This is a genomic window from Mycobacterium sp., from assembly GCF_051006775.1.
Lineage (GTDB): Bacteria > Actinomycetota > Actinomycetes > Mycobacteriales > Mycobacteriaceae > Mycobacterium.
Genome location: NZ_JBPCSX010000225.1, coordinates 1 through 19,687 on the forward strand (window position 1 = coordinate 1; position 19,687 = coordinate 19,687).

General features: G+C 67.1%; 17 protein-coding genes and 1 pseudogene. 6 read left to right on the top strand and 12 right to left on the bottom strand.

All coding sequences use genetic code 11. The annotated features are described in order from the left end of the window. Positions 1–492, bottom strand: a pseudogene (locus ACR2JI_RS15960) (glutamine synthetase); the annotation flags it as partial. A 216-nt stretch (positions 493–708) separates the two neighbouring features. Between ACR2JI_RS15960 and ACR2JI_RS15965 the strand changes: the two are divergent. Continuing rightward, positions 709–2,280: an amino acid permease gene (locus ACR2JI_RS15965; RefSeq protein ID WP_526391727.1), complete on the top strand. Its 1,572-nt coding sequence runs from the start codon at positions 709–711 to the stop codon at positions 2,278–2,280. A gap of 6 nt (positions 2,281–2,286) precedes the next feature. On the opposite strand, the gene ACR2JI_RS15970 is transcribed toward ACR2JI_RS15965, so the two are convergent. The 5 genes from ACR2JI_RS15970 to ACR2JI_RS15990 all read right to left on the bottom strand — a co-directional run bounded on the left by ACR2JI_RS15970 (position 2,287) and on the right by ACR2JI_RS15990 (position 6,555). Continuing rightward, positions 2,287–2,850, bottom strand: a complete 564-nt coding sequence (locus ACR2JI_RS15970) for an alpha/beta hydrolase (RefSeq protein ID WP_526391697.1) — start codon at positions 2,848–2,850, stop codon at positions 2,287–2,289. A gap of 64 nt (positions 2,851–2,914) precedes the next feature. Then, positions 2,915–3,574, bottom strand: a complete 660-nt coding sequence (locus tag ACR2JI_RS15975) for a hypothetical protein (protein ID WP_526391699.1) — start codon at positions 3,572–3,574, stop codon at positions 2,915–2,917. 5 nt (positions 3,575–3,579) lie between these two features. Next, complete coding sequence (locus ACR2JI_RS15980; protein WP_526391701.1) at positions 3,580–5,106, bottom strand: cobyric acid synthase; 1,527 nt, start codon at positions 5,104–5,106, stop codon at positions 3,580–3,582. Then, the gene (gene map / locus ACR2JI_RS15985; RefSeq protein ID WP_526391703.1) at positions 5,103–5,960 is read right to left on the bottom strand and encodes a type I methionyl aminopeptidase; all 858 of its coding nucleotides are present in this window, start codon (positions 5,958–5,960) and stop codon (positions 5,103–5,105) included. Before map ends, ACR2JI_RS15980 begins: the two co-directional genes overlap by 4 nt. Before the next feature lie 10 nt (positions 5,961–5,970). Continuing rightward, positions 5,971–6,555 (bottom strand): DUF1707 domain-containing protein, encoded by a 585-nt coding sequence (locus ACR2JI_RS15990; RefSeq protein ID WP_526391729.1) that lies wholly within the window; start codon positions 6,553–6,555, stop codon positions 5,971–5,973. A gap of 80 nt (positions 6,556–6,635) precedes the next feature. Between ACR2JI_RS15990 and ACR2JI_RS15995 the strand changes: the two genes are divergently transcribed. Next, positions 6,636–7,025 carry a Rieske (2Fe-2S) protein gene (locus tag ACR2JI_RS15995; protein WP_526391705.1) on the top strand — a complete coding sequence of 130 codons (390 nt, stop codon included), beginning with the start codon at positions 6,636–6,638 and terminating at the stop codon, positions 7,023–7,025. Here ACR2JI_RS15995 and ACR2JI_RS16000 read toward each other — a convergent pair. Continuing rightward, positions 7,022–9,067, bottom strand: coding sequence for a peroxidase family protein (locus ACR2JI_RS16000; RefSeq protein ID WP_526391707.1), 2,046 nt, complete (start codon positions 9,065–9,067; stop codon positions 7,022–7,024). The genes ACR2JI_RS15995 and ACR2JI_RS16000 overlap by 4 nt on opposite strands. A 269-nt stretch (positions 9,068–9,336) precedes the next feature. Here ACR2JI_RS16000 and ACR2JI_RS16005 point away from each other — a divergent pair, with 269 nt between their 5' ends. Further along, positions 9,337–10,665: a TetR/AcrR family transcriptional regulator gene (locus ACR2JI_RS16005; protein ID WP_526391709.1), complete on the top strand. Its 1,329-nt coding sequence runs from the start codon at positions 9,337–9,339 to the stop codon at positions 10,663–10,665. Positions 10,666–10,680: 15 nt separating this feature from the next. Here the strand turns inward: ACR2JI_RS16005 and ACR2JI_RS16010 are convergent, their stop codons facing one another. The 5 genes from ACR2JI_RS16010 to dxr all read right to left on the bottom strand — a co-directional run bounded on the left by ACR2JI_RS16010 (position 10,681) and on the right by dxr (position 17,064). Beyond that, on the bottom strand, positions 10,681–12,495 hold the full coding sequence (locus tag ACR2JI_RS16010) for a penicillin-binding transpeptidase domain-containing protein (RefSeq protein ID WP_526391711.1): 1,815 nt from the start codon (positions 12,493–12,495) through the stop codon (positions 10,681–10,683). 61 nt (positions 12,496–12,556) lie between these two features. Next, positions 12,557–13,411, bottom strand: a complete 855-nt coding sequence (locus ACR2JI_RS16015) for a GNAT family N-acetyltransferase (RefSeq protein ID WP_526391713.1) — start codon at positions 13,409–13,411, stop codon at positions 12,557–12,559. Positions 13,412–13,463: 52 nt separating this feature from the next. Further along, positions 13,464–14,621, bottom strand: a complete 1,158-nt coding sequence (gene ispG / locus ACR2JI_RS16020) for a flavodoxin-dependent (E)-4-hydroxy-3-methylbut-2-enyl-diphosphate synthase (protein ID WP_526391715.1) — start codon at positions 14,619–14,621, stop codon at positions 13,464–13,466. Between the two features lie 11 nt (positions 14,622–14,632). Continuing rightward, positions 14,633–15,874: a M50 family metallopeptidase gene (locus ACR2JI_RS16025; protein WP_526391717.1), complete on the bottom strand. Its 1,242-nt coding sequence runs from the start codon at positions 15,872–15,874 to the stop codon at positions 14,633–14,635. Continuing rightward, a complete protein-coding gene (dxr, locus tag ACR2JI_RS16030) occupies positions 15,871–17,064 on the bottom strand; it encodes a 1-deoxy-D-xylulose-5-phosphate reductoisomerase (RefSeq protein WP_526391719.1) in 1,194 nt (397 codons plus the stop codon). Before dxr ends, ACR2JI_RS16025 begins: the two co-directional genes overlap by 4 nt. 159 nt (positions 17,065–17,223) lie before the next feature. Between dxr and ACR2JI_RS16035 the strand changes: the two genes are divergently transcribed. Genes ACR2JI_RS16035 through ACR2JI_RS16045 form a run of 3 tightly spaced genes read left to right on the top strand, consistent with a single transcriptional unit; the run spans position 17,224 to position 19,650 of the window. Then, entirely contained in the window at positions 17,224–17,919 is a 696-nt protein-coding gene (locus tag ACR2JI_RS16035) for a fasciclin domain-containing protein (RefSeq protein WP_526391721.1), read from the top strand. Positions 17,920–17,962: 43 nt separating this feature from the next. Continuing rightward, on the top strand, positions 17,963–19,339 hold the full coding sequence (locus tag ACR2JI_RS16040; protein WP_526391723.1) for a cryptochrome/photolyase family protein: 1,377 nt from the start codon (positions 17,963–17,965) through the stop codon (positions 19,337–19,339). A 56-nt stretch (positions 19,340–19,395) separates the two neighbouring features. After that, a complete protein-coding gene (locus tag ACR2JI_RS16045) occupies positions 19,396–19,650 on the top strand; it encodes a DUF2631 domain-containing protein (RefSeq protein WP_526391725.1) in 255 nt (84 codons plus the stop codon). The last annotated feature ends 37 nt before the right edge of the window (positions 19,651–19,687 follow it).

The window sequence follows — 19,687 nt, forward strand, 5'->3', positions numbered from 1 at the left end:
GTGGATGGCGTAGTCGATGTTGTAATCACTTGCCTTGCGCAGACTGCGATACCCGGCCGACCATGCGTCCCGGTAGGTGTCCTCGAAGACGATGAACTCCAGTTCGGTGCCGACGAACGCACCCAGCCCGCGTTGGGTGAGCCGGGCGAGTTGCCTGCCCAGCACGCTGCGCGGGGATGCCAGCACCGGGTCTCCGTTCGGCCAGCACAGGTCGGCCATCACCAGCGCGGTCCCCGCCAACCAGGGCAGCAGCCGCAGGGTGGACATATCCGGGCGCATCACCATGTCGCCGTAGCCGGATTCCCAGCTGGACATCGCATAGCCCTCGACGGTGTTCATCTCCACGTCGACCGCCAGCAGGTAGTTGCAGCACTCGGCGCCGTGGGTCGCGACCTCCTCGGCGAACAGCCGCGCCGAGACCCTCTTGCCGGTCAACCTGCCCTGCATATCGGCGAAGGCCACGATCACCGTATCGATCTCGCCGGCCGCCATCAGTCGATCGAGTTCGCCGGGCGTGAGCAGCCCGCGGCGGCGGGCGGTGCTGTCGGACGTCACGTTCGCTCCCTCGCGTCATCGGGAATCACCCGGAATCACAACGACCCCGGCTGGGCCAAGGTTTACATAAATGACACGGCAAAGGTAGGACACCAGACCAATAAACGCATATTGTCCGTGGGAACTCACCGCCTGCCCGGAATGGAGATCGCTGTGCCTGAAGGCCACGAAATACTGGATGAGGACGAACTGCACCTGGCCCGGCTGGGCTACTCCCAGGAGTTGCAGCGATCGTGGTCCGGGTTCAACAACTTCGCGATCTCGTTCTCGATCATCTCGATCCTGGCCGGCTGCTTCACCTCATTCGGTCTTGGCTGGAACAACGGCGGACCCGCGGCCATCGCCTGGGGCTGGCCGATCCTGGCCGCGTTCATCCTGCTGATCGGCTTCTGCATGTCGGAACTGGTGTCAGCGTTCCCCACTTCCGGCGGAATCTACTGGTGGGCAGCAAAACTCGGCGGTCCCAAGGCCGGGTTCTACACCGGCTGGCTCAATCTCGTCGGGCTGATCGCCATCCTCGCCTCAGTGTCCTACGGCAGCGCGACATTCCTGGATCTGACGCTGGGCACCCTCAGCGAGGACTGGCTGGCCGGATACAGCCTGAAACGAACGTTCGTGATGTTCCTGATCATCCTGGTGGTGGTGGCGGCCATCAACATCTTCTCCAGCCACCTCTTGGCCGTGATCAACAACATCTCGGTCTGGTGGCATGTCGCCGGCGCGGCGACCGTGATCGCCATCCTGTTACTTGTTCCCGAACACCACGCCAGCGTCGGCGACGTCTTCGCCAGGACCGTCAACAACAGCGGGATGTTCGGCGGAGAAACCTCCGGGTTCGGCTGGCTGCTGCTCGTGCTGCCGATTTCGGCGATCCTCACCCAGTACACGATCACCGGATACGACGCCTCCGCTCACCTGTCCGAGGAGACCAAGAGCGCCGCCGACGGAGCAGCCAAGGGCATCTGGCGGTCGATCTTCTACTCGGCGATCGGCGGCTGGATTCTGCTGCTGTCCTTCCTGTTCGCCGTTCAGGATGCCGACGGAGTCTCGAAGGCCGGCGGCGCGGTCGCTGCGATCTTCAGTCAGGCGCTGAGTTCCAAGTGGGCGGCGGCGGTGTTGTTCATCTCGACGGCCGGCCAGCTGTTCTGCACCACGGCCTGCCAGACCAGCGCATCCCGCATGCTGTTCGCCTTCAGCCGTGACCGCGCGGTGCCGGGCCATCAACTGTGGTCGACGGTGAACTCGCGGAAGGTGCCTGCCAACGCGGTGATGGTGACCGCGGTGATCGCGGCGCTGATCACCCTGCCCGCGCTGGTGCCGGTCGACATCAACGGCGCACCGGTGCCGATCGCCTTCTTCGCGGTGGTCTCCATCGGCGTGGTCGGGCTGTACCTGGCCTTCGCGGTGCCGATCTACTACCGGTGGAAGGCCGGCGACTCGTTCCCTGCCGGAAGCTGGAACCTGGGCAATCACTACAAGTGGATGGCCCCGCTGGCGCTGGCCGAGATCATCATCACCTCGATCGTCGCGATGTTCCCGACTGCACTGGGCGGCGTCCCGTGGGATCCGAGCTTCGAATGGAAGTTCGTCAACTACACCCCGCTGCTCGTCGGCGGCACGCTGATCCTGCTGTGGCTCTACTGGCACCTCTCGGTGAAAAAGTGGTTCACCGGACCGGTGCGTCAGGTCGACGAGACCGGTCGCCAGCTGGACGGAGCGCGCTAGCGGGGGTCACCAGGTGCTGGTGCGCAGGACGATCTCAGCGGCCAACTGTGCGGTCGACTCGGCGGCGTTTCGTCGGGCGGCGAAATCCACCACCCGGTAGTCGCTGTACACCCAACGCTGGCTGGCCTTTGCCGCGGCCCGCACCGCCGGACTGGTGACCAGCGCGGTGGTGTTGATCTCGACCGGCGGGCAGTCCGAGTCCCGGATGACACCGTGCGGGTCGGGGGCGCGCGGATGCCCGCGGTCGATGACGACCAGGCCGGTGAACCGGTCGGGCCGTGCGGCGGCCAGCTCCCACGCGAGTTCGGCACCGAACCGGTCGCCGACGAGGATCGCCCAGGGCACTTCCAGCGCGTCGAGAATGGCCACCACGGCCTTGGGGTGCAGCCGCGGATCGGCGCCGATGACGACGGTCCGGACCGAGGCGGTATGCAGCCGATGACAGAGGCTCTCGTAGGCCGCCGGCGCATGCTGCGCGGCACCCAGCAGGACGACATGGGGTCCCTTTTCCGGACCGGTGACAGCGACCGGAACCGGGAACCCGTCGACTGTCATCATCGCCGCAGGCATTGGCTCACGCTACTGCGGGCAGTATCGCTGCGCAGGGATTTCGACGAACCACGCAAGTTACCGATCAGTAGGAACGAAACTTCTCAACCTGCTTGCCGAAGACGTCCAAGAATGTCTGCGGCAGTGTCGCTTTGGCCTCGATGGCCGAGTTCGGAGTCGGGAATGCGACACCGAATACGGCACGCCCGCCGACGTTCTGGAATGCCATGAACACACTGGTGCTCTCGTCGTTGAGTCTCATCGTCTGCTGATAGGCCAGCGCCGCCGGCTCAAGCCCGGACAGCTCGGTGGTGGTGATCGGAATACCCGCCGAGTCGGGGTCGAAGAACGCCTCGAACTTTGCGCAGCGGACTGCGGCCGCGCGCAGCGTGTCCAGGTCCAGGTTCCAGGACAGCAGGGTGATCACCAACCGCGCCCCGTCATAGGACACCGCGTACTTGGCCGCGCTGCCCGGTCCGCGTTCGGCCGAATTCGCGATGACGTTCGTCAGGGCGTTGGCGCACCCCCGGGGCCGGGACAGCATTGAGCCTGGCCCGCCCGCACCGTCGGGAGTTCCGGACTGATCATTGATGCGGTCGTACTCGACCCCCGGCGGGAAGTCGGCGATCCGCAGAACGGCGGCCTCCAGTGCCGCGCCCGGCCAGGTCGCGGTACCGGGTACGGCGGCCGAACACCCGGCCAGCGCGCCGACCACCGGCAGCATCGCGGCCAACGCTGTCCTCATGGTCGTCACGGTAGGCGCCTGTGCGAGGTCGCGATCACCGCGGCGGACGGCGGCGGGCCGTCCAGCAGTGCCAGTACCGCGTCGAGATCGAGGTGCGCGGTGACCAGGTCGGCCATCAGGTCCAACTGCGCGTCGCGACGCGCCGGCACACTGACGTCGGGGGCCACCTCGAAGCCCGGTCGTCCCGCGGCCAGCGCGGCCTCGGTCAGCCACGCGCGCCGGAAAACGTCGTTGTCGAGCAACCCGTGCCAGTGGGTTCCGAACACCGCCCCGCGACGGTAACCCTGCACATGTCCCCCGGCCTCGAACCACCCGGTCTCCCCGGTGCGACTCACCTGCCCGTGATGGATTTCGTAACCGCTGAGCGGACCGTCCCAGCTGCGCAGTGTCTTCTCGGGTCTGAAGACGATATCTGCGTCGAGCAGTCCCAGCCCGTCAACCGCCACGCCGCGACTCTCGACCGCGTCATCGATGCGTCGGCACAGCATCTGGAAACCGCCGCAGACGCCGAGCACCACCCGTCCGGCCCGGGCGTGCGCCGTGACGGCGTCAGCAAGCCCGCGCTCACGCAACCACTGCAGGTCAGCGACCGTGGCCTTACTACCCGGGATCACCACGACATCGGCGTCGGCAAGATCACCGACCGCACTGATCCAGCGCACCACCACCCCCGGCTCGCAGGCCAGCGCCTCCACATCCGTGGAGTTCGAGATCCTCGGCAGCCGCACGGCGGCGACCCGCAGTACCTGGCCGCCGTGCGGCGGAGCCGGCGCGCCGACGATCTCGCCGGCCCGCACTGACAGCGAGTCCTCGGTGTCGAGCCACAGTTCGTCGCTGTAGGGCAGCACGCCGTAGGTGGGCCGGCCGGTCAGCGCGGCCAATTGCACAAGGCCCGGTTCCAACAGTGCCGGGTCCCCACGGAACTTGTTGATGATGAACCCGGCGATCAGTGCCTGATCCTCTGGACTCAGCACCGCGACGGTACCGAACAGATGGGCCAGCACACCGCCGCGATCGATGTCACCCACCACCACTACCGGCAGATCGGCCGCGCGAGCCAGTCCCATGTTCGCCAAATCCGTTGCGCGAAGGTTGATCTCGGCCGGCGATCCGGCGCCCTCACAAATCACCACGTCGTACTCGGCACGCAGAGCCGTGAGGTCCTCGGCGACCACACCGGCCAGCGCGTCCCGATGTGCGATGTAGTCACCGGCCGCCACGGTGCCGACCACCCGGCCGCGAACCACGAGCTGGGAGGTACGGTCGCTGCCCGGCTTGAGCAGGACGGGGTTGAACCGGACGCTGGGCGCCAGACCGGCGGCGCGCGCCTGCATCGCCTGCGCCCTGCCGATCTCACCGCCGATCCCGTCGCCATCGACCGCGACCGCGGAGTTGTTGCTCATATTCTGCGCTTTGAACGGTGCGACCCGGATTCCCTTGCGCGCCAGCACACGGCACAACCCGGCGACGACCATCGACTTGCCCGCATCCGAGGTGGCTCCGGCAACCAGCAACGCGCCACCGGGTGTCACGGCAGCGTCAGGATCTCGGCGCCGTCCTCTGTCACGACGAGGGTGTGCTCGAACTGCGCGGTCCATTTGCGATCGCGGGTGGCCACCGTCCAGCCGTCTTCCCAGATCTCGTAATCCAGCGAGCCGAGGTTGATCATCGGCTCGATGGTGAAGGTCATGCCCGGCTCGATGATCGTCTGTACCTCAGGCTGCTCGTAGTGCAGCACCACCAGTCCGTTGTGGAACGTGGTGCCGATACCGTGCCCGGTGAAATCGCGAACCACGTTATAGCCGAACCTGTTCGCGTACGACTCGATCACCCGGCCGACGACTGACAGCGCCCGGCCGGGCTGGACCGCCTTGATGGCGCGCATGGTCGCCTCGTGTGTCCGCTCGACCAGAAGCCGGTGCTCCTCGCTGACATCGCCGGCCAGGAACGTGGCGTTCGTGTCGCCGTGCACACCGTCGATGTAGGCGGTGACGTCGATATTGACGATGTCGCCGTCCTCGACCACCGTCGAGTCCGGGATACCGTGGCAGATGATCTCGTTGAGCGAGGTGCAGCACGACTTCGGGTAACCCTTGTAGCCCAGCGTCGAGGGGTATGCGCCGTGATCGACCATGTAGTCGTGGGCGATCCGGTCGAGGTGGTCGGTGGTCACCCCCGGCGCGACAGCCGCACCCGCGGCAGCCAGGGCGCCGGCAGCGATCCGGCCCGCGATCCGCATCTTCTCAATGACCTCAGGGGTCTGCACCCAGGGTTCGCTGCCCTCGACTGCGTCTGCCCTGCCGACGTACTCCGGACGGCTGATCGACTTGGGTACCGGCAGAGTCTGCGAGACGACCCCGGCATGCAGTGCGCTGCGAACTGACATTAGGACTCCCCTACCTACGGAGCAGCTGTGCGCGCTTGGACCTGGGACCGCGGATGTTGACCGAACCCAGCACCACCCGGCCGGTGATCACCACATGCGGGCGGCCTTCGGCGGGCGGATCCTTGCGGCGGTCCCTGGCACTACCGCCGTAGACGCTGACATCATCGATCGAGGCGCTGGCGCCCTCGGGTAACCGGATGTCCACCGAACCGCGAACCATATCGAGTTCGATGACCACGACGGGACCCGCGAACCGGGCCTTGGTGAGGTCGAGGTGCACTGAACCCACCCGGCGGACCAGCGCGAGCCGGGTGGGCACCGTCCACTGGCCACTTCGGCTCAGCGAGCCCAGCCAGCCGCGCAGTTCCAACCGGTCAGCCGCCGACGTCGCGATCGCGCCGGGCCCGGGCAGATCCCGGATCAGCTCCTCCAGATCAGTCGGCTGGCGGGCCATCGACACCTGAGCCGAACGCTCCTCGAACTCGCCGATGTCGATCAGGCCGAGCGCGACGGCGTTGTGCAGCCGACGCAGCGTTCCGCCGCGGTCGGCGTCGGACACCCGCATCGCGGGCACGCCCGGAGTCCGGTTCTCCATGTCAGTCATAACCATGCCAATTTACCCCGGCCCCGAAACGGTCACGCCCCTGCTCAACCACACCGGCTAGGCTCACCCGGGTGTCTGAGCTATCCCGACGCACCGCCCTCATCGGTGCCGCCGCCGTCCCCCTGGCCGCCTGCGGGCCGCGATCGGAGAACCCCCGGATCCCCAATCCGCCCACGCCGGGTGCGAACATCGTCGCCGTCGCCGATGTGCCCGTCGGCTCGGGAGTGGTGGTCGAGGGCACCCTGGTCACCCAACCCACCGCCGGGGTGTTCAAAGCTTTCATCGCACGGTGCACTCACGCCGGGTGCGCACTGTCCACGGTTGTCGACGGCGCCGTAGCGTGCCCCTGCCATGGCAGTTCGTTCGGGCTGGACGGGCAGGTACTGCGCGGGCCCGCACTGGAGGGGTTGCGGGCCCGCGCAGTCTCGGTGCGCGGCGACGAGATCGTCGCCGCTGGTTAGACGGCGCTGATATCACTCATGCGGAACTGGGCGGCCGTGACACCGATCAGGATCACCGTGCTGGTGCCGACCGTGATGACGGCATTGCCGTTCTCAGTGCTGACCCTGGGCCTGGCGGTGCCGAGATTCTCGAACTTCAGCTTGTCCTGACCCACCCTGAAGTCGGTGATCACGGCGTTGACACCGGTGCTGCCCACGACAAAGGTGTCCCGGCCGGCCGCGCCGGTCATGGTCTGGCTGCCGGTACCGGCCACCAGCATGTCGGCCTTGGTGCCACCGACCAGGGTGTCACCACCGTCGGACCCGATCACCAACTGCGGTGAAGCCGGGTTCTCCATCACGCTGCTGCCGCTGCGGCGCTCGTAGAACACGAACGCGTCGGCCTGGATGTGCTCGGTGTCGGTGTTCTTCAGGATCAGCGAGGACAGCGTCGTCGATTCGATCTCCCGCATCGTGGCTTTGTCGAATCCCTGATTCTGGTACCAGAACCGGTCGCCGTCACGCAGCGCCTGGAACTGCTGGGCGACGATCACATCGAAGGTCTGCCCCACCATCGCGCCCGGCAGATGGTTCTCGGCCAGCCCACCGATCCACAGCTCCACCTTGTCGACGTCACCATAGGCGGCCTCCAGAGCCGCCGCGGTGGTCGCGTCGGAGGTGATCTGCGAGAAGCTGGTGTAAGCCTTCAGTCCCAGTGCCACCCGGGTCTCGTTGAGCGTTCCCAGGCCCAGATCGCGTCCGCGCTGCAGGTTGATCGCGGCCAGATCCATTCCGGCCGAGGGACCGAACAGGAAGTTGCGGAGGTCATCGACGATGTGGACATCGAGGGAGTTGGACAGATCGTTGGTCAGGTGGCGCAGCAGTCCGTCGCCACCGCCGTCGGCCAGGTAGGACTCCGGATCCTGGAAGAACGCATCCTTGAGGGTGACCGGCGTGCCGATCACATTACCCAGCTCATCGGTCCGCTCCAGGTTGGCAGAGACGATCGAGTGCCCCAGCCGGAACGCCGCACCGGCGAACTCCTCGCTGAGCGTGGGGTCGACGTTCGGGTTGTAGCCCCGATAGGGCTTGATCGCGTTCGCACCGAGCAGGTGCGGCAGGAATTCGTTGTAGGTGATCCGGGCGATCTCAGCGGTGACGATGGCGCGAGCCTGGTCATAGAGCTGGTCACCGGTCCAGTCCGGATGCGCCGCCGCCAGCAGGTCGACCTGACGGTTGTGCTCGCGAACGAACAGCGTCTGCAGGGCGATGAGATCCGGATTCTCCGCGACCCGGATATCGCCGGCCACGTATGCGCCGTCCACGATCGGCAGGTTGTCGCCATCCGAGGTCAGCATCCGGCCGGCGGCGTTGCGCAGACTGGCGGCCGTGGTGGCGTCCGAGCCGTAGACCATCGAACCGTCGATCCAACCGGTCACGTTGTTGGTGGTGACGGCCGCCTTACCGGCGACGCCGGTCGTCGGGTCGATCACCGCGCGGGTCATCGAGATCGAACCGCTCAGGGTGGGGTCGCCACTGGGAACGGTGACGTCGATGTGGGTGACGTTGTCGGACAGCGTCAGATTGATGTCGTGGTCGATGAACTGACCCCAGGCGTACATCATCCCGGAGAGGCCCTCGGCGTTCGGGGTCTCGGCATTGCCGGCGACCACCAGGTTGCTGACGGTCCGGGCATTGGGGAGATCGGTGCGCAGCGCCGAGACGCCGTCACTGAAGTGGGCCACGCCCAGGCGCCGGAAATCGGTGCCTGCGACGTTGAGGGAGGTCTTGGTCAGATTGTTGCCACTGCCGTCGATGGAGCGATAGTTCACGCCCGAAGAAGGCAGAGACTGGCCCGGCGGGGGCGGCACGGCGCCCTGGGGCTTCATGGCGCTCGCAGCCGTCGCGATCCGCTTGGCGCCGCCGCTGACCGCGGCCCGGCGCACGCTCTGGGAGGCGGCACTCACGCTTTCCGTCGATGATGTCGACTGGGAATCGTCAGCCGAAGCCGTCGCCGCCGCCAGCACACTTCCGACCCCGAGAGCGAAGGCGAGAGCGCCCACCCTCCCCACACTGATCGCACGTCCACGCATGGTTTTCTGCCTTCTTCTCGGGTGGCAGGTCTCGAGTCGCTGGTGTGGGCCCAAACCTCAACCCGGGCCAGAAAATCGCGTTGACCTGCTGGTGTTATTGAATTACAGTGTGCATCACATCACCCCTCGCCGCATTGGTCAAGCGTTTGATCGGAATTTCCTCAGGAAATTTTGATGTGGCGCCGCACCGCGGGGGTCTGACGGAGAGGTAGTAGGCTCGATCCAAGGAAGGCGGTGCAGTGCCAGCCCAAGAGCTCGACCCCAGCGGAGTGAAGATCCTCGATGGCGCGGTTCGCGTCCTCGGCGACTTCGGCTTCAAGCGAGCCACCGTCGAACTCGTGGCGAAGTACGCCGGCGTGTCACACATGACGATCTACCGGCGTTGGCCGAGTAAGAACGAACTGCTCACGACCGCCGTCATCGGTGAGCTGACGACACTGCTCGACGCCGCTTTCGGCCAGGCCTTTCAGAGCTGCACCGAGTTTGCTGACCGCTCGCTGAACGCTTTCACCGACACCGTGTGGGCGGTGCAGAACCACCCCATTGCCATCCGCGAACTCAACAGCGAGTCCGGCGAGCATTCGGCTTTGCTGTCCAGCTCCTCCGGCGCGGTCATGGACGTGAGCGTGCCCCTGATCGCCGACCGGCTTGCGCAGCTCGGCGAGGGTTCCGAAGATGCCCCGGCAGACTTGGACGCGGTCGCTGACGTATTCGTCCGGCTGGCGTACTCCCTGGTGACCGTCAAGCGGACCAGCCAGCCGGTGGCCTCTCGGGCCGAGGTCGCGGGGTATGCGAGCGAGAGTTTCGGCACGTACCTGCTGGGGCTGCAGCCCGTGGCGGATTCGGTCGTCACCGACGCCCCGGTGATCGACCTCGCCACCCGACGTTCAGCGCGTGACCGGGACCATCGGCCCTACCTGCAGATCGCTGCCGCGAGCCTGGTCGGATTCCTGACGCTCGGTGCCGGACTGACCGCGGTTCTCGGTGGCGACATCAAAATTCCGTTCATCACCCCGGCCAATATCAGCAGATCCGGGATCCCGGCGACGCCGACCAACCTCCCCCCCGCACCCGCACCGGATGGCTCCGGCTCCGCATCTGAACGGGGGGGTCCCGAGGCATCGGCGGAGGAACCGGCCGCGCCCGGACCGGCGGCCGGACCGTCAGCGGCTGATCCCGGCGCAATACCGGCGGGCCTTCCCGTAGTGCTTCCCCCGGCCGGTCCGGGGCAGTCCGCTGTGGCCGTCGTCGGGTCCAACGGCGGAAACGCCGGGGGCAACGCCGTTGTCGACAATCTGCCGGTACTGGCGAACCCGGCGCCGGCACCACCACGCCCGACCCCCGGTCCGCAGCCGCCCAAGCCGGGGCCGCAGCCACTGAATCCGTCGCCCCAACCGCCGAAGCCCGGGCCACCGCCGCCGGGTCCGGGGCCGCAGCCGACCAACCTCGCCCCGAAACCGCCCAACCCCGCACCGAAACCGCCCAACCCGGGACCCAAACCACCCGGTCCCGGCCCGCAGGGCGGTCAGCAAGGCGGGCAACAGCCCGGGCCCGGGCCGGCCAACTGACGGTGGTGTTCTCGGTCAGCCCAGGAAGTCGGGCGGCAATTCCGACAGCATCTGCTTGACCATCCGAACCGCGTAGGTCGAGCTTCCGCCACCGACGATCAATCCGGCGAAGGCCAGGTCACCGCGGTAACCGGTGAACCAGGCATGCGAGCCGCCGGAGAACTCGGCCTCCCCGGTCTTGCCATAGACCGGACCGGAGTCCCGGATCTCCGTGGCGGTGCCGTCGGTGACGACCAGTCGCATCATCGAGCGCAGACCGTCGAGGGTGCCGGGATCGGCCGGCGGATGATCACCGGTCTCGGTGGTCTGACTGCCGGCGATCAGGCGCGGCGTCGGGGTCTTGCCCGCCGCCACGGTAGCCGCCGCCAGTGCCATCCCGAACGGGGTGACGAGCACCTTGCCCTGACCGAAACCGTCCTCGGTCCGTTCGGCGAGATTCACCGTCGGCGGCACGGTACCGGTCACCGTGGTCAGTCCCTCGATCGTGTAGTCGGCGCCGATGCCGAACTCGGAGGCGGCAACGTGCAGTGCGCTCGGCTTCATCCGGCTGGCCAGTTCGGCGAAGGTGGTGTTGCAGGACTTCGCGAACGCCCGCGAAAGCGGGACCGTGCCGAGATCGAACTTGTTGTAGTTCGGGATGGTCCGGTCCCCGATGTCGATCTGTCCCGGGCAGGCAACCATGGTCTCGGGGGTGGCCATGTCATTCCGGATGGCCGCTCCGGCGGTGATCATCTTGAAGGTCGAGCCGGGTGGGTAGAGGCCGGTGGTCGCGGCTGGGCCGTCTGCGTCGGCGGCCTCGTTCTGCGCCACCGCAAGGATGTCCCCGGTGGACGGCCGCAGCACCACCAGCATGGCCTTATTACCCTGCAGATTCACGGCGTGCTGAGCGGCGTCCTGAACGTTTCGGTCCAGGGTCAGCGAGATCGCCGGGGCCGGCTTGGGCGCCACCTCGGTCAGTACGTCGACGTCGGCGCCGTTCTGATTCACGCTGGCCACCCGCCAGCCGGCGTCGCCGTCAAGTTGATCGATGACGGCCTTCTTCACCTCACTGATGATCGCGGGCGCGAAATCATCATCGGTGGGCAGCATTTCGGCCTGCGGGGTCACCAACACGCCGGGCAGCGCGTCCAGCGCGGGCGCCACCCTGTCGTGATCGGAGGGCCGCAGCGTGATCAAGTCCAGGGTCCCGGACGAGGAACTCGCCCGCTCGGCCAATTGCTGAGGATTGAGGGTGTCGTCGAACTGGTGCAGCACATCGGCGACGACGCGGGACGTCGACATCAGCGCGTCGCCGGCCTCGCGCGCGTCGAGCTGATAGCGCCACAGACTGCCCGGGCGCAGCACCTCGGTACCGCTGAATTCATTGACCGCAGCCCGCGGCCCCTGATCGGCACGGAGCATGAAGCGTTGGTGCTCACCGAGTTTCGGATGTAGGGCGCTCGCGGTCCAGCGCACCCGCCAGGTGCCCTCATCACGGATGAGGTTGAGGATGCCGTCATAGGACCAGGTGCGATTCTTGGGCAGCTGCCAGGTGAACCGGTAGTTCACACTGCCGGTGTCACCGGTGTAGCGGGAACCCAGGATCGTGGCGTCCAGATGGGCGGCCTGTAACCCCGACCACGCTTCGTTGAGGGCGGCGTGCGCCTCGACCGGCTTATCGCTGAGCTGCGCGGCCGCCGCGGTGTCGCCGCGGCCGAGATCAGCGAAGAACTGCGCGGCCACCGGCGTCGGTCCGTCCGGCCGTGGCGTGCAGGCCGATAGGGCCGCGACCACACCCAGCGCCGAGACCAGGCATGTGACTCGTGTTATTAAAGAGGTTGGAGTTGCCATTGAGGCAGATGTTATGAGCTTGTGACCGAAGTCCGGCGGAGGCGCACCGGGGACGGCGGGGCTAATCGAGCAGAACGGTGGCGAAGGTGCCGACCTCGCGGAACCCCACCCTGGCGTAGGCGGCGCGCGCCACCGTGTTGTAGCCGTTGACGTAGAGGCTCGCAATGCGGCCGCCGTTGATCACCGACGCCGCCACCGCGGCGGTACCCGCGGTGCCGAGCCCGTGACCACGCCATTCCGGGTGCACCCAGACACCCTGAATCTGGCCGACCGCCGGCGACTGAGACCCGATCTCGGCCTTGAACACCACCCGGCCCTGCTCGAAGCGGGCATAGGCGCGACCGGCGGCGATCAGGGCGGCGACCCGGCGCCGATAACCCCTGCCGCCGTCACCGGCCCGCGGGTCGACACCCACTTCACCGATGAACATATCGACCGCCGCGACCAGATAGGCGTCGAGTTCGTCGACCTTGACGCGTCGCACACCCGGATCGGCGGCGCAGGACGGCCGCGAGTTCATCGCCATCAGCGGTTGCTGATCACGTACATCACGCGCCGGACCCCACCCCACGCTCAGCCGCTCCCACATCGGCATCACCAGGTCGGTGCGGCCGACCAGCGACGAACACCGCCGGGTGCTGCCGAGAGCCTGCTCGGCGAACACCTTGAGGTCGGCTCGGCTGCCGCGCAACGGAATCAGATTGGCTCCGGCGAAACAGAGTGACTCCAGCGGACTCCGGCGGGTCCACAGTTCGCCGCCAATCGCCCGGGGTTCAATCCCGTGATCGGCCACCCGGGCGGCCACCATGCAGGTCGCCACCGGATCCTCGTTGAGGACTCGGCTCACCGCCACGACGTCCCGGACCACCGATACCCGGCGCCCTTCGACGGTGCGGAACAGTGGCGGAGCCGACATAGCGGTCTTTCTGTGGCCGTCGTTGGGTGCATTCCCGTGCTGGGGACGCGCCTCAGCTTACGGTGACGACCGGGGAACCGGCTGCATCCTCGTCGGTGCCGCGTTGCTGCTCGGCCAGCCGCATCGCCTCTTCGATGAGGGTCTCGACGATCTGAGATTCCGGGACCGTCTTGATCACCTCTCCCTTGACGAAGATCTGTCCCTTGCCGTTACCGGAGGCCACGCCGAGATCGGCCTCGCGCGCCTCGCCGGGGCCGTTGACGACGCAGCCCATCACCGCCACCCGCAACGGCACGTCGAGACCTTCGAGCCCGGCGCTGACTTCGTTGGCCAGCTTGTAGACGTCCACCTGCGCGCGTCCGCAGGACGGACACGACACGATCTCCAGCCCGCGCGGCCGCAGGTTCAGCGATTCCAGGATCTGATTGCCGACCTTCACCTCTTCGACCGGCGGAGCCGATAGCGACACCCGGATGGTGTCGCCGATCCCGCGGGCGAGCAGTGCTCCGAAGGCGACGGCGGACTTGATGGTGCCCTGGAAGGCCGGCCCGGCCTCGGTCACACCGAGATGCAGGGGGTAATCGCACTTGGAGGCCAGCAATTCATAGGCCGCAACCATGATCACCGGGTCGTTGTGCTTGACGCTGATCTTGATGTTGCCGAAGCCGTGTTCCTCGAACAGCGATGCCTCCCACAGCGCTGACTCGACCAGAGCCTCCGGGGTGGCCTTGCCGTACTTGTCCATGAATCGCTTGTCCAGCGACCCGGCATTGACTCCGATGCGGATCGGGATACCGGCGTCGCCGGCGGCCTTGGCCACCTCGCCCACCCGACCGTCGAATTCCTTGATGTTGCCCGGGTTCACCCGCACCGCGGCACAGCCGGCATCGATCGCGGCGAAGATGTACTTCGGCTGGAAGTGGATGTCGGCGATCACCGGAATGTTGCTGTGCCTGGCGATTTCGGCGAGCGCGTCGGCGTCCTCCTGGCGCGGGCAGGCCACCCGGACGATATCGCAACCGGCGGCGGTCAGTTCGGCGATCTGCTGCAGGGTTGCGTTCACATCGTGGGTCTTGGTGGTGCACATCGACTGCACGGCGATCGGATAGTCGCTGCCCACACCGACGTCACGCACCATCAGCTGTCGGGTCACCCGCCGCGGGGCAAGCACGGGCGGCGGCGCCGGCGGCATTCCCAAACCAACTGACATCTGTGAATCTCCTACTGGAACAAGCGAATTGGATTGACCAGGTCAGCTGTCACCGTCAGCGCCATGTATCCGACCACCACGACGATGATCACGTAGGTGGCCGGCATCAGCTTGCTGTAGTTCACCGGGCCGGCAGGTAGCAGACCACGGGACGCACGGAACAGATTGCGGAACTTCTCGTAGACGGCCACCGCGATGTGACCACCGTCGAAGGGCAGCAGCGGCAGCAGGTTGATGGCGCCGAGAACGAAATTCAGCTGCGCCAGGAAGAACCAGAACGCCACCCACAGCCCATGATCGACGGTGTCACCGCCGATGATGCTGGCGCCCACCACACTGATCGGGGTTTCCGGATCTCGCTCGCCGCCGCCGATGGCATGCACCAGCGCACCGACCTTCGACGGAATCTTCGCCAGTGACTTGCCCAACTCCACCCCGAGTTCACCGGTGAACACGAAGGTCGCCGGTACGGCGGTGAGCATGTTGTAGTGCGTCGGACCGAACTCGGCGGCGGTGACACCGATGGCCCCGACGTTCGACGGCCCGGCGGCCTCGCCGCCGCCGGAGGGCTTCACCCACCGCTGGGTGGTGGTGACGTCGACGACAGTGTCGAGGGTGGTCGTGGTGCCGCCGGTGGTGCGTTCGACCACGAACGGGGTCGGTCCGGAGGACTTCTGCACCGCTGCCACCATCTCGGCGAAGGTCTTGACGCCGGTGGTGCCGACCCTGACCACCACGTCCCCGGACCGGATACCTGCGTCGGCCGCGGGCCCGGTTCCGGCGCAGGGGCCCAGCTGGCTCTTGGTGACCTCGGCCTTGACGCAGGTGGTCTCGCCGACGATCGCCGTCGTCGGCGGGTGCAGCTGGGGCAGGCCCCAGACCAGCGCGATCGAGTAGACCAGCACCAGTCCGATGACGAAGTTCATGGCGGGTCCGGCGAAGAGCACCGCAACCCTCTTCCAGACCTTCTGCTTGTACATCGCGTGCGGCTCATCCTCGGGCTGGATGGGCGCGTCCGGGGTCATTCCGGCGATATCGCAGAAGCCGCCGAGCGGGATCGCCTTGACGCCGTATTCGGTGACGCCCAGCTTGTTGGGCCGCATCGTCGACCAGAGGGTGGGCCCGAATCCCACGAAGTACCGGCGGACCTTCATGCCGGTGGCGCGCGCCACCCACATATGACCGCATTCGTGCAGCGCCACCGAGATGAGAATGGCGAGCGCGAACAGGAAAATGCCGAGCACGAACATCATCGGGGTGAAGCGACCTCCTGTGCGGCGACCTCCACGAGCTCGCGCGCACGTTGCCGGGCCCATCGCTGGGCTTCAAGTACCTCTTCCACGGTAGCGGGTTCGGCCGACCACTGGTCTGCGCCACCCACGACGTCAGCGATTGTTCGCACAATCGTTGGGAAGCGGATACGGCCCGCCAGGAAGGCCTCGGCAGCCTCCTCGTTGGCCGCGTTGTAGATCGCCGTCATGCACCCGCCGGCCTCTCCGGCCTGCCGGGCGAGGTCCACCGCGGGGAACACCGAGGCGTCCAGCGGTTCGAAATCCCACCGCGACGCGGTGCCGAAATCGCAGGCCAATGCGGCCCCGGGCACCCGCTCCGGCCAGCCCAGCGCCAGCGAGATGGGCAGTTTCATATCCGGCGGGCTGGCCTGGGCGATGGTGGAACCGTCGACGAAGGTCACCATCGAGTGCACGATCGACTGGGGGTGCACCACCACGTCGATGCGGTGATACGGGATGCCGAACAACAGGTGCGTCTCGATGAGTTCCAGACCCTTATTGACCAGCGACGCGGAGTTCAGCGTGTTCATCGGGCCCATGTTCCAGGTCGGGTGCGCCCCGGCCTGCTCGGGCGTCACCGACTCCAGATCGCCGGCCGCCCAACCCCGGAACGGGCCCCCGGACGCCGTCAGCACCAGTCGGGCCACCTCGTCGGCGCCGCCCGAGCGCAGGCACTGGGCAAGGGCCGAGTGCTCGGAGTCCACCGGCACGATCTGACCCGGTCGGGCCGCCCGGACCACGAGCGGACCACCCGCCACCAGGGATTCCTTGTTGGCCAGCGCCAACTGGGCGCCGGTGGCCAGGGCGGCCAGGGTGGGTTTCAAACCGAGCGCTCCGACCAGTGCGTTGAGCACGACGTCGGCCTCGGTGTCCTCGACCAGACGGGTGGCCGCATCCGGTCCGCTGTGGGTGACATCTCCGATGCGCAGCGCGGCCGCCTCGTCGGCGACGGCGACGTTGGTCACGCCCGTTTCCGATCGCTGGCGGGCCAGTAACTCCGCGTTGCCGCCGCCGGCGGCCAGCCCGACTACCTCGAAGCGGTCCGGGTTGGCGGTTATCACTTCCAGCGCCTGGGTGCCGATCGACCCGGTGCTGCCCAGGATCAGCACACGAATGCGCGAGGAGGTCACCGGTCCATTGTGCCGTGGCAACGTCTGGATGACGCCTGGGGCGGAGAACAACGCGACTCCCGATCCGGTTTTCTGTGATTACCGTCACACTTGCCCATCCGACCCGCGTTCGGGACCGAATTGTTCCTGCGGCCGGACATCGGCTGAGCTCTACACCGGAAGCACCAGGGAGAAAACCATATGACCGTTCACCGTTCCGTTCTGACCACCGCAGGAGTCGCAGCCGCCGTGGCTCTCACGCTGGCGGGCTGCTCGACCGCGACCAAGGAGTCCAAAGACGCCGCCTCATCGACCGCGGTCGCATCCTCGACCGCCGAGACCAGCGCCGCCGCGGCGCCGGCATCCGGCGCGCTCGTCGGCGCGGGCTGCGCCGCCTACGCCGAGCAGAATCCCACCGGCCCGGCCTCGGTCGCGGGTCTGGCCAAGGACCCGGTCGCGGTCGCGGCGTCCAACAGCCCGGTGCTGACCACGCTGGCCGGCGCTCTGTCGGGCAAGCTGAACCCGGACGTGAACCTGGTGGACACCCTCAACAACGGCGAGTTCACCGTGTTCGCGCCGACCGATACGGCCTTCGGCAAGATCGACGCGGCAACCATCGAGAAGCTCAAGACCGACTCCACGCTGCTGACGTCGATCCTGACCTACCACGTGGTGTCCGGCCAGGCCGACCCGGCAGCGGTCGTCGGCGAGCACAAGACCGTGGAGGGCGGGACGGTGAAGGTCACCGGCTCAGGCGATGACCTCAAGGTCAACGATGCCGGCGTGGTCTGCGGCGGGATCAAGACGGCCAACGCGACGCTGTACCTCATCGACACCGTGCTGATGCCGCCGGCTCCGGCCGCCGCGCCGGCAACCAGCACGACGCCGACGCCCTAACCCCGCTCCAGCAGCCTGGTCCGGGGCAGGGCACCATGGGCGGATGCCCACCGCCCTGCCCCCCAGGCTGCTGTGGTTTCGCCGGGACCTGAGACTGGCCGACCTGCCGCCGATGATCGACGCCGCTGCGGGCGGCGCCGGCGTGCTTGCATGCTTCGTGCTCGACCCCGGTCTGGAGTCGGCCTCGGGTCCGCGCCGGCTGCAGTTCCTCGGCGACTCCCTGCGAGAACTTTCGCAGCGTCTGGACGGACGACTCCTGATCGTCCGCGGCCGCCCCGAGGAGGTGATTCCCCGGGTGTGCGCCGCCGTCGAAGCGCAGCAGGTGCACATCTCCGCCGACTTCAGCCCGTATGGCACCGAACGAGACCGTGCTGTCGGTGCCGCACTGAGTACGGTGGGCGCGGAATTGGTGGCGACCGGGTCGCCGTATCTCATCTCACCTGGCCGGGTCACCAAGGATGACGGCACCCCGTACAAGGTCTTCACCCCATTCTTCAACAGGTGGCGTGAAGTCGGCCGGCGCTCACCGGCACAGAGTGATCCCGGAGCGGTCAACTGGATCGAACCGGAGCGCGCCACCGGACTGCCGGAACGCTGCGACGCCCCGAATCCCGCTGTGGCACTGGAACTTCCAGCCGGTGAAGCTGCGGCGCTACGGGGCTGGAAGGAGTTCTTGGCAGCCGGTATCGACAACTACGCGTCCGACCGCGACCGGCCCGACCGGCCGGGCACCAGCCGGATGTCGGCGCACCTGAAGTTCGGCACCATCCACCCCCGCACCCTGGCCGCCGACCTCGACCTGCGCCGGCCGGGACCGGCGGCATATCTGCGAGAGTTGGCCTTCCGTGACTTCTACGCCGGTGTGCTGCAGCAGTGGCCGCGCAGCGCCTGGCACAACTGGAATCCGACGTTCGACGACATCGTGGTCGACACCGATGCTCAGGCTCAGGCGCTGTTCGAGGCCTGGAAGCAGGGCCGCACCGGATTCCCGATCGTCGACGCCGGGATGCGCCAGCTGCTGCACACCGGCTTCATGCACAACCGGGTCCGGATGATCGTCGCCTCATTCCTGGTCAAGGATCTCCACCTGCCATGGCAGTGGGGGGCGCGCTGGTTCTTCACCCAACTCGTCGACGCGGACATCGCCAGCAATCAGCACGGCTGGCAGTGGTGCGCCGGGACCGGAACCGACGCCGCTCCCTACTTCCGGGTGTTCAACCCGACCGCCCAGGGTGAGAAGTTCGACCCCGACGGCGTCTACGTGCGGCGCTGGGTGCCGGAACTGGCCGAGGTCAAGGCCGGCGACGTCCACAAGCTCAAAGCCGGGCGGCCCGCCGGATACCCGGAGCCGATCGTCGACCACGGCGCCGAACGACTCGAGGCACTGCGCAGATACAAACTGATCGGCCCCACGAGCTGATCGGCTCGGATCCCGTATGCCAGAATGATGGGAGTTTCCACAGATAGGAGCCCACCATGGCCAACACCTCGGTCGAGCGCTACAACGACGTCGACACCGCCGAGGTGCCGTCGGCCGCATGGGGCTGGAGCAAGCTCAAGCCGCGCACCTGGTACGGCCTGGGCGTGTTCATCATCCTGTTCCTGCTGGGCATGTTGCACGGCAACCACATCGGACACATCGAGGACTATGTCCTCATCGGCTTCGCGGCTTTTGTGGCGTTCGCGATCATCCGCGATATCTGGATGCGCAAGCGCGGCCTGCTCAAGTAGGCCTACCCGCCTTCGGCGGCCAGCTGTCCACACGCGG

Bases quoted from the DNA above. Each gene is read 5' to 3' on its own strand.
- ACR2JI_RS15970 (WP_526391697.1), bottom strand. From the start codon at position 2,850: ATGCCTGCGGCGATGATGACAGTCGACGGGTTCCCGGTTCCGGTCGCT.
- ACR2JI_RS15975 (WP_526391699.1), bottom strand. From the start codon at position 3,574: ATGAGGACAGCGTTGGCCGCGATGCTGCCGGTGGTCGGCGCGCTGGCC.
- map (WP_526391703.1), bottom strand. From the start codon at position 5,960: ATGTCAGTTCGCAGCGCACTGCATGCCGGGGTCGTCTCGCAGACTCTG.
- ACR2JI_RS15990 (WP_526391729.1), bottom strand. From the start codon at position 6,555: ATGGAGAACCGGACTCCGGGCGTGCCCGCGATGCGGGTGTCCGACGCC.
- ACR2JI_RS16010 (WP_526391711.1), bottom strand. From the start codon at position 12,495: ATGGCAACTCCAACCTCTTTAATAACACGAGTCACATGCCTGGTCTCG.
- ACR2JI_RS16015 (WP_526391713.1), bottom strand. From the start codon at position 13,411: ATGTCGGCTCCGCCACTGTTCCGCACCGTCGAAGGGCGCCGGGTATCG.
- ispG (WP_526391715.1), bottom strand. From the start codon at position 14,621: ATGTCAGTTGGTTTGGGAATGCCGCCGGCGCCGCCGCCCGTGCTTGCC.
- ACR2JI_RS16025 (WP_526391717.1), bottom strand. From the start codon at position 15,874: ATGATGTTCGTGCTCGGCATTTTCCTGTTCGCGCTCGCCATTCTCATC.
- ACR2JI_RS16035 (WP_526391721.1), top strand. From the start codon at position 17,224: ATGACCGTTCACCGTTCCGTTCTGACCACCGCAGGAGTCGCAGCCGCC.
- ACR2JI_RS16040 (WP_526391723.1), top strand. From the start codon at position 17,963: ATGCCCACCGCCCTGCCCCCCAGGCTGCTGTGGTTTCGCCGGGACCTG.
- ACR2JI_RS16045 (WP_526391725.1), top strand. From the start codon at position 19,396: ATGGCCAACACCTCGGTCGAGCGCTACAACGACGTCGACACCGCCGAG.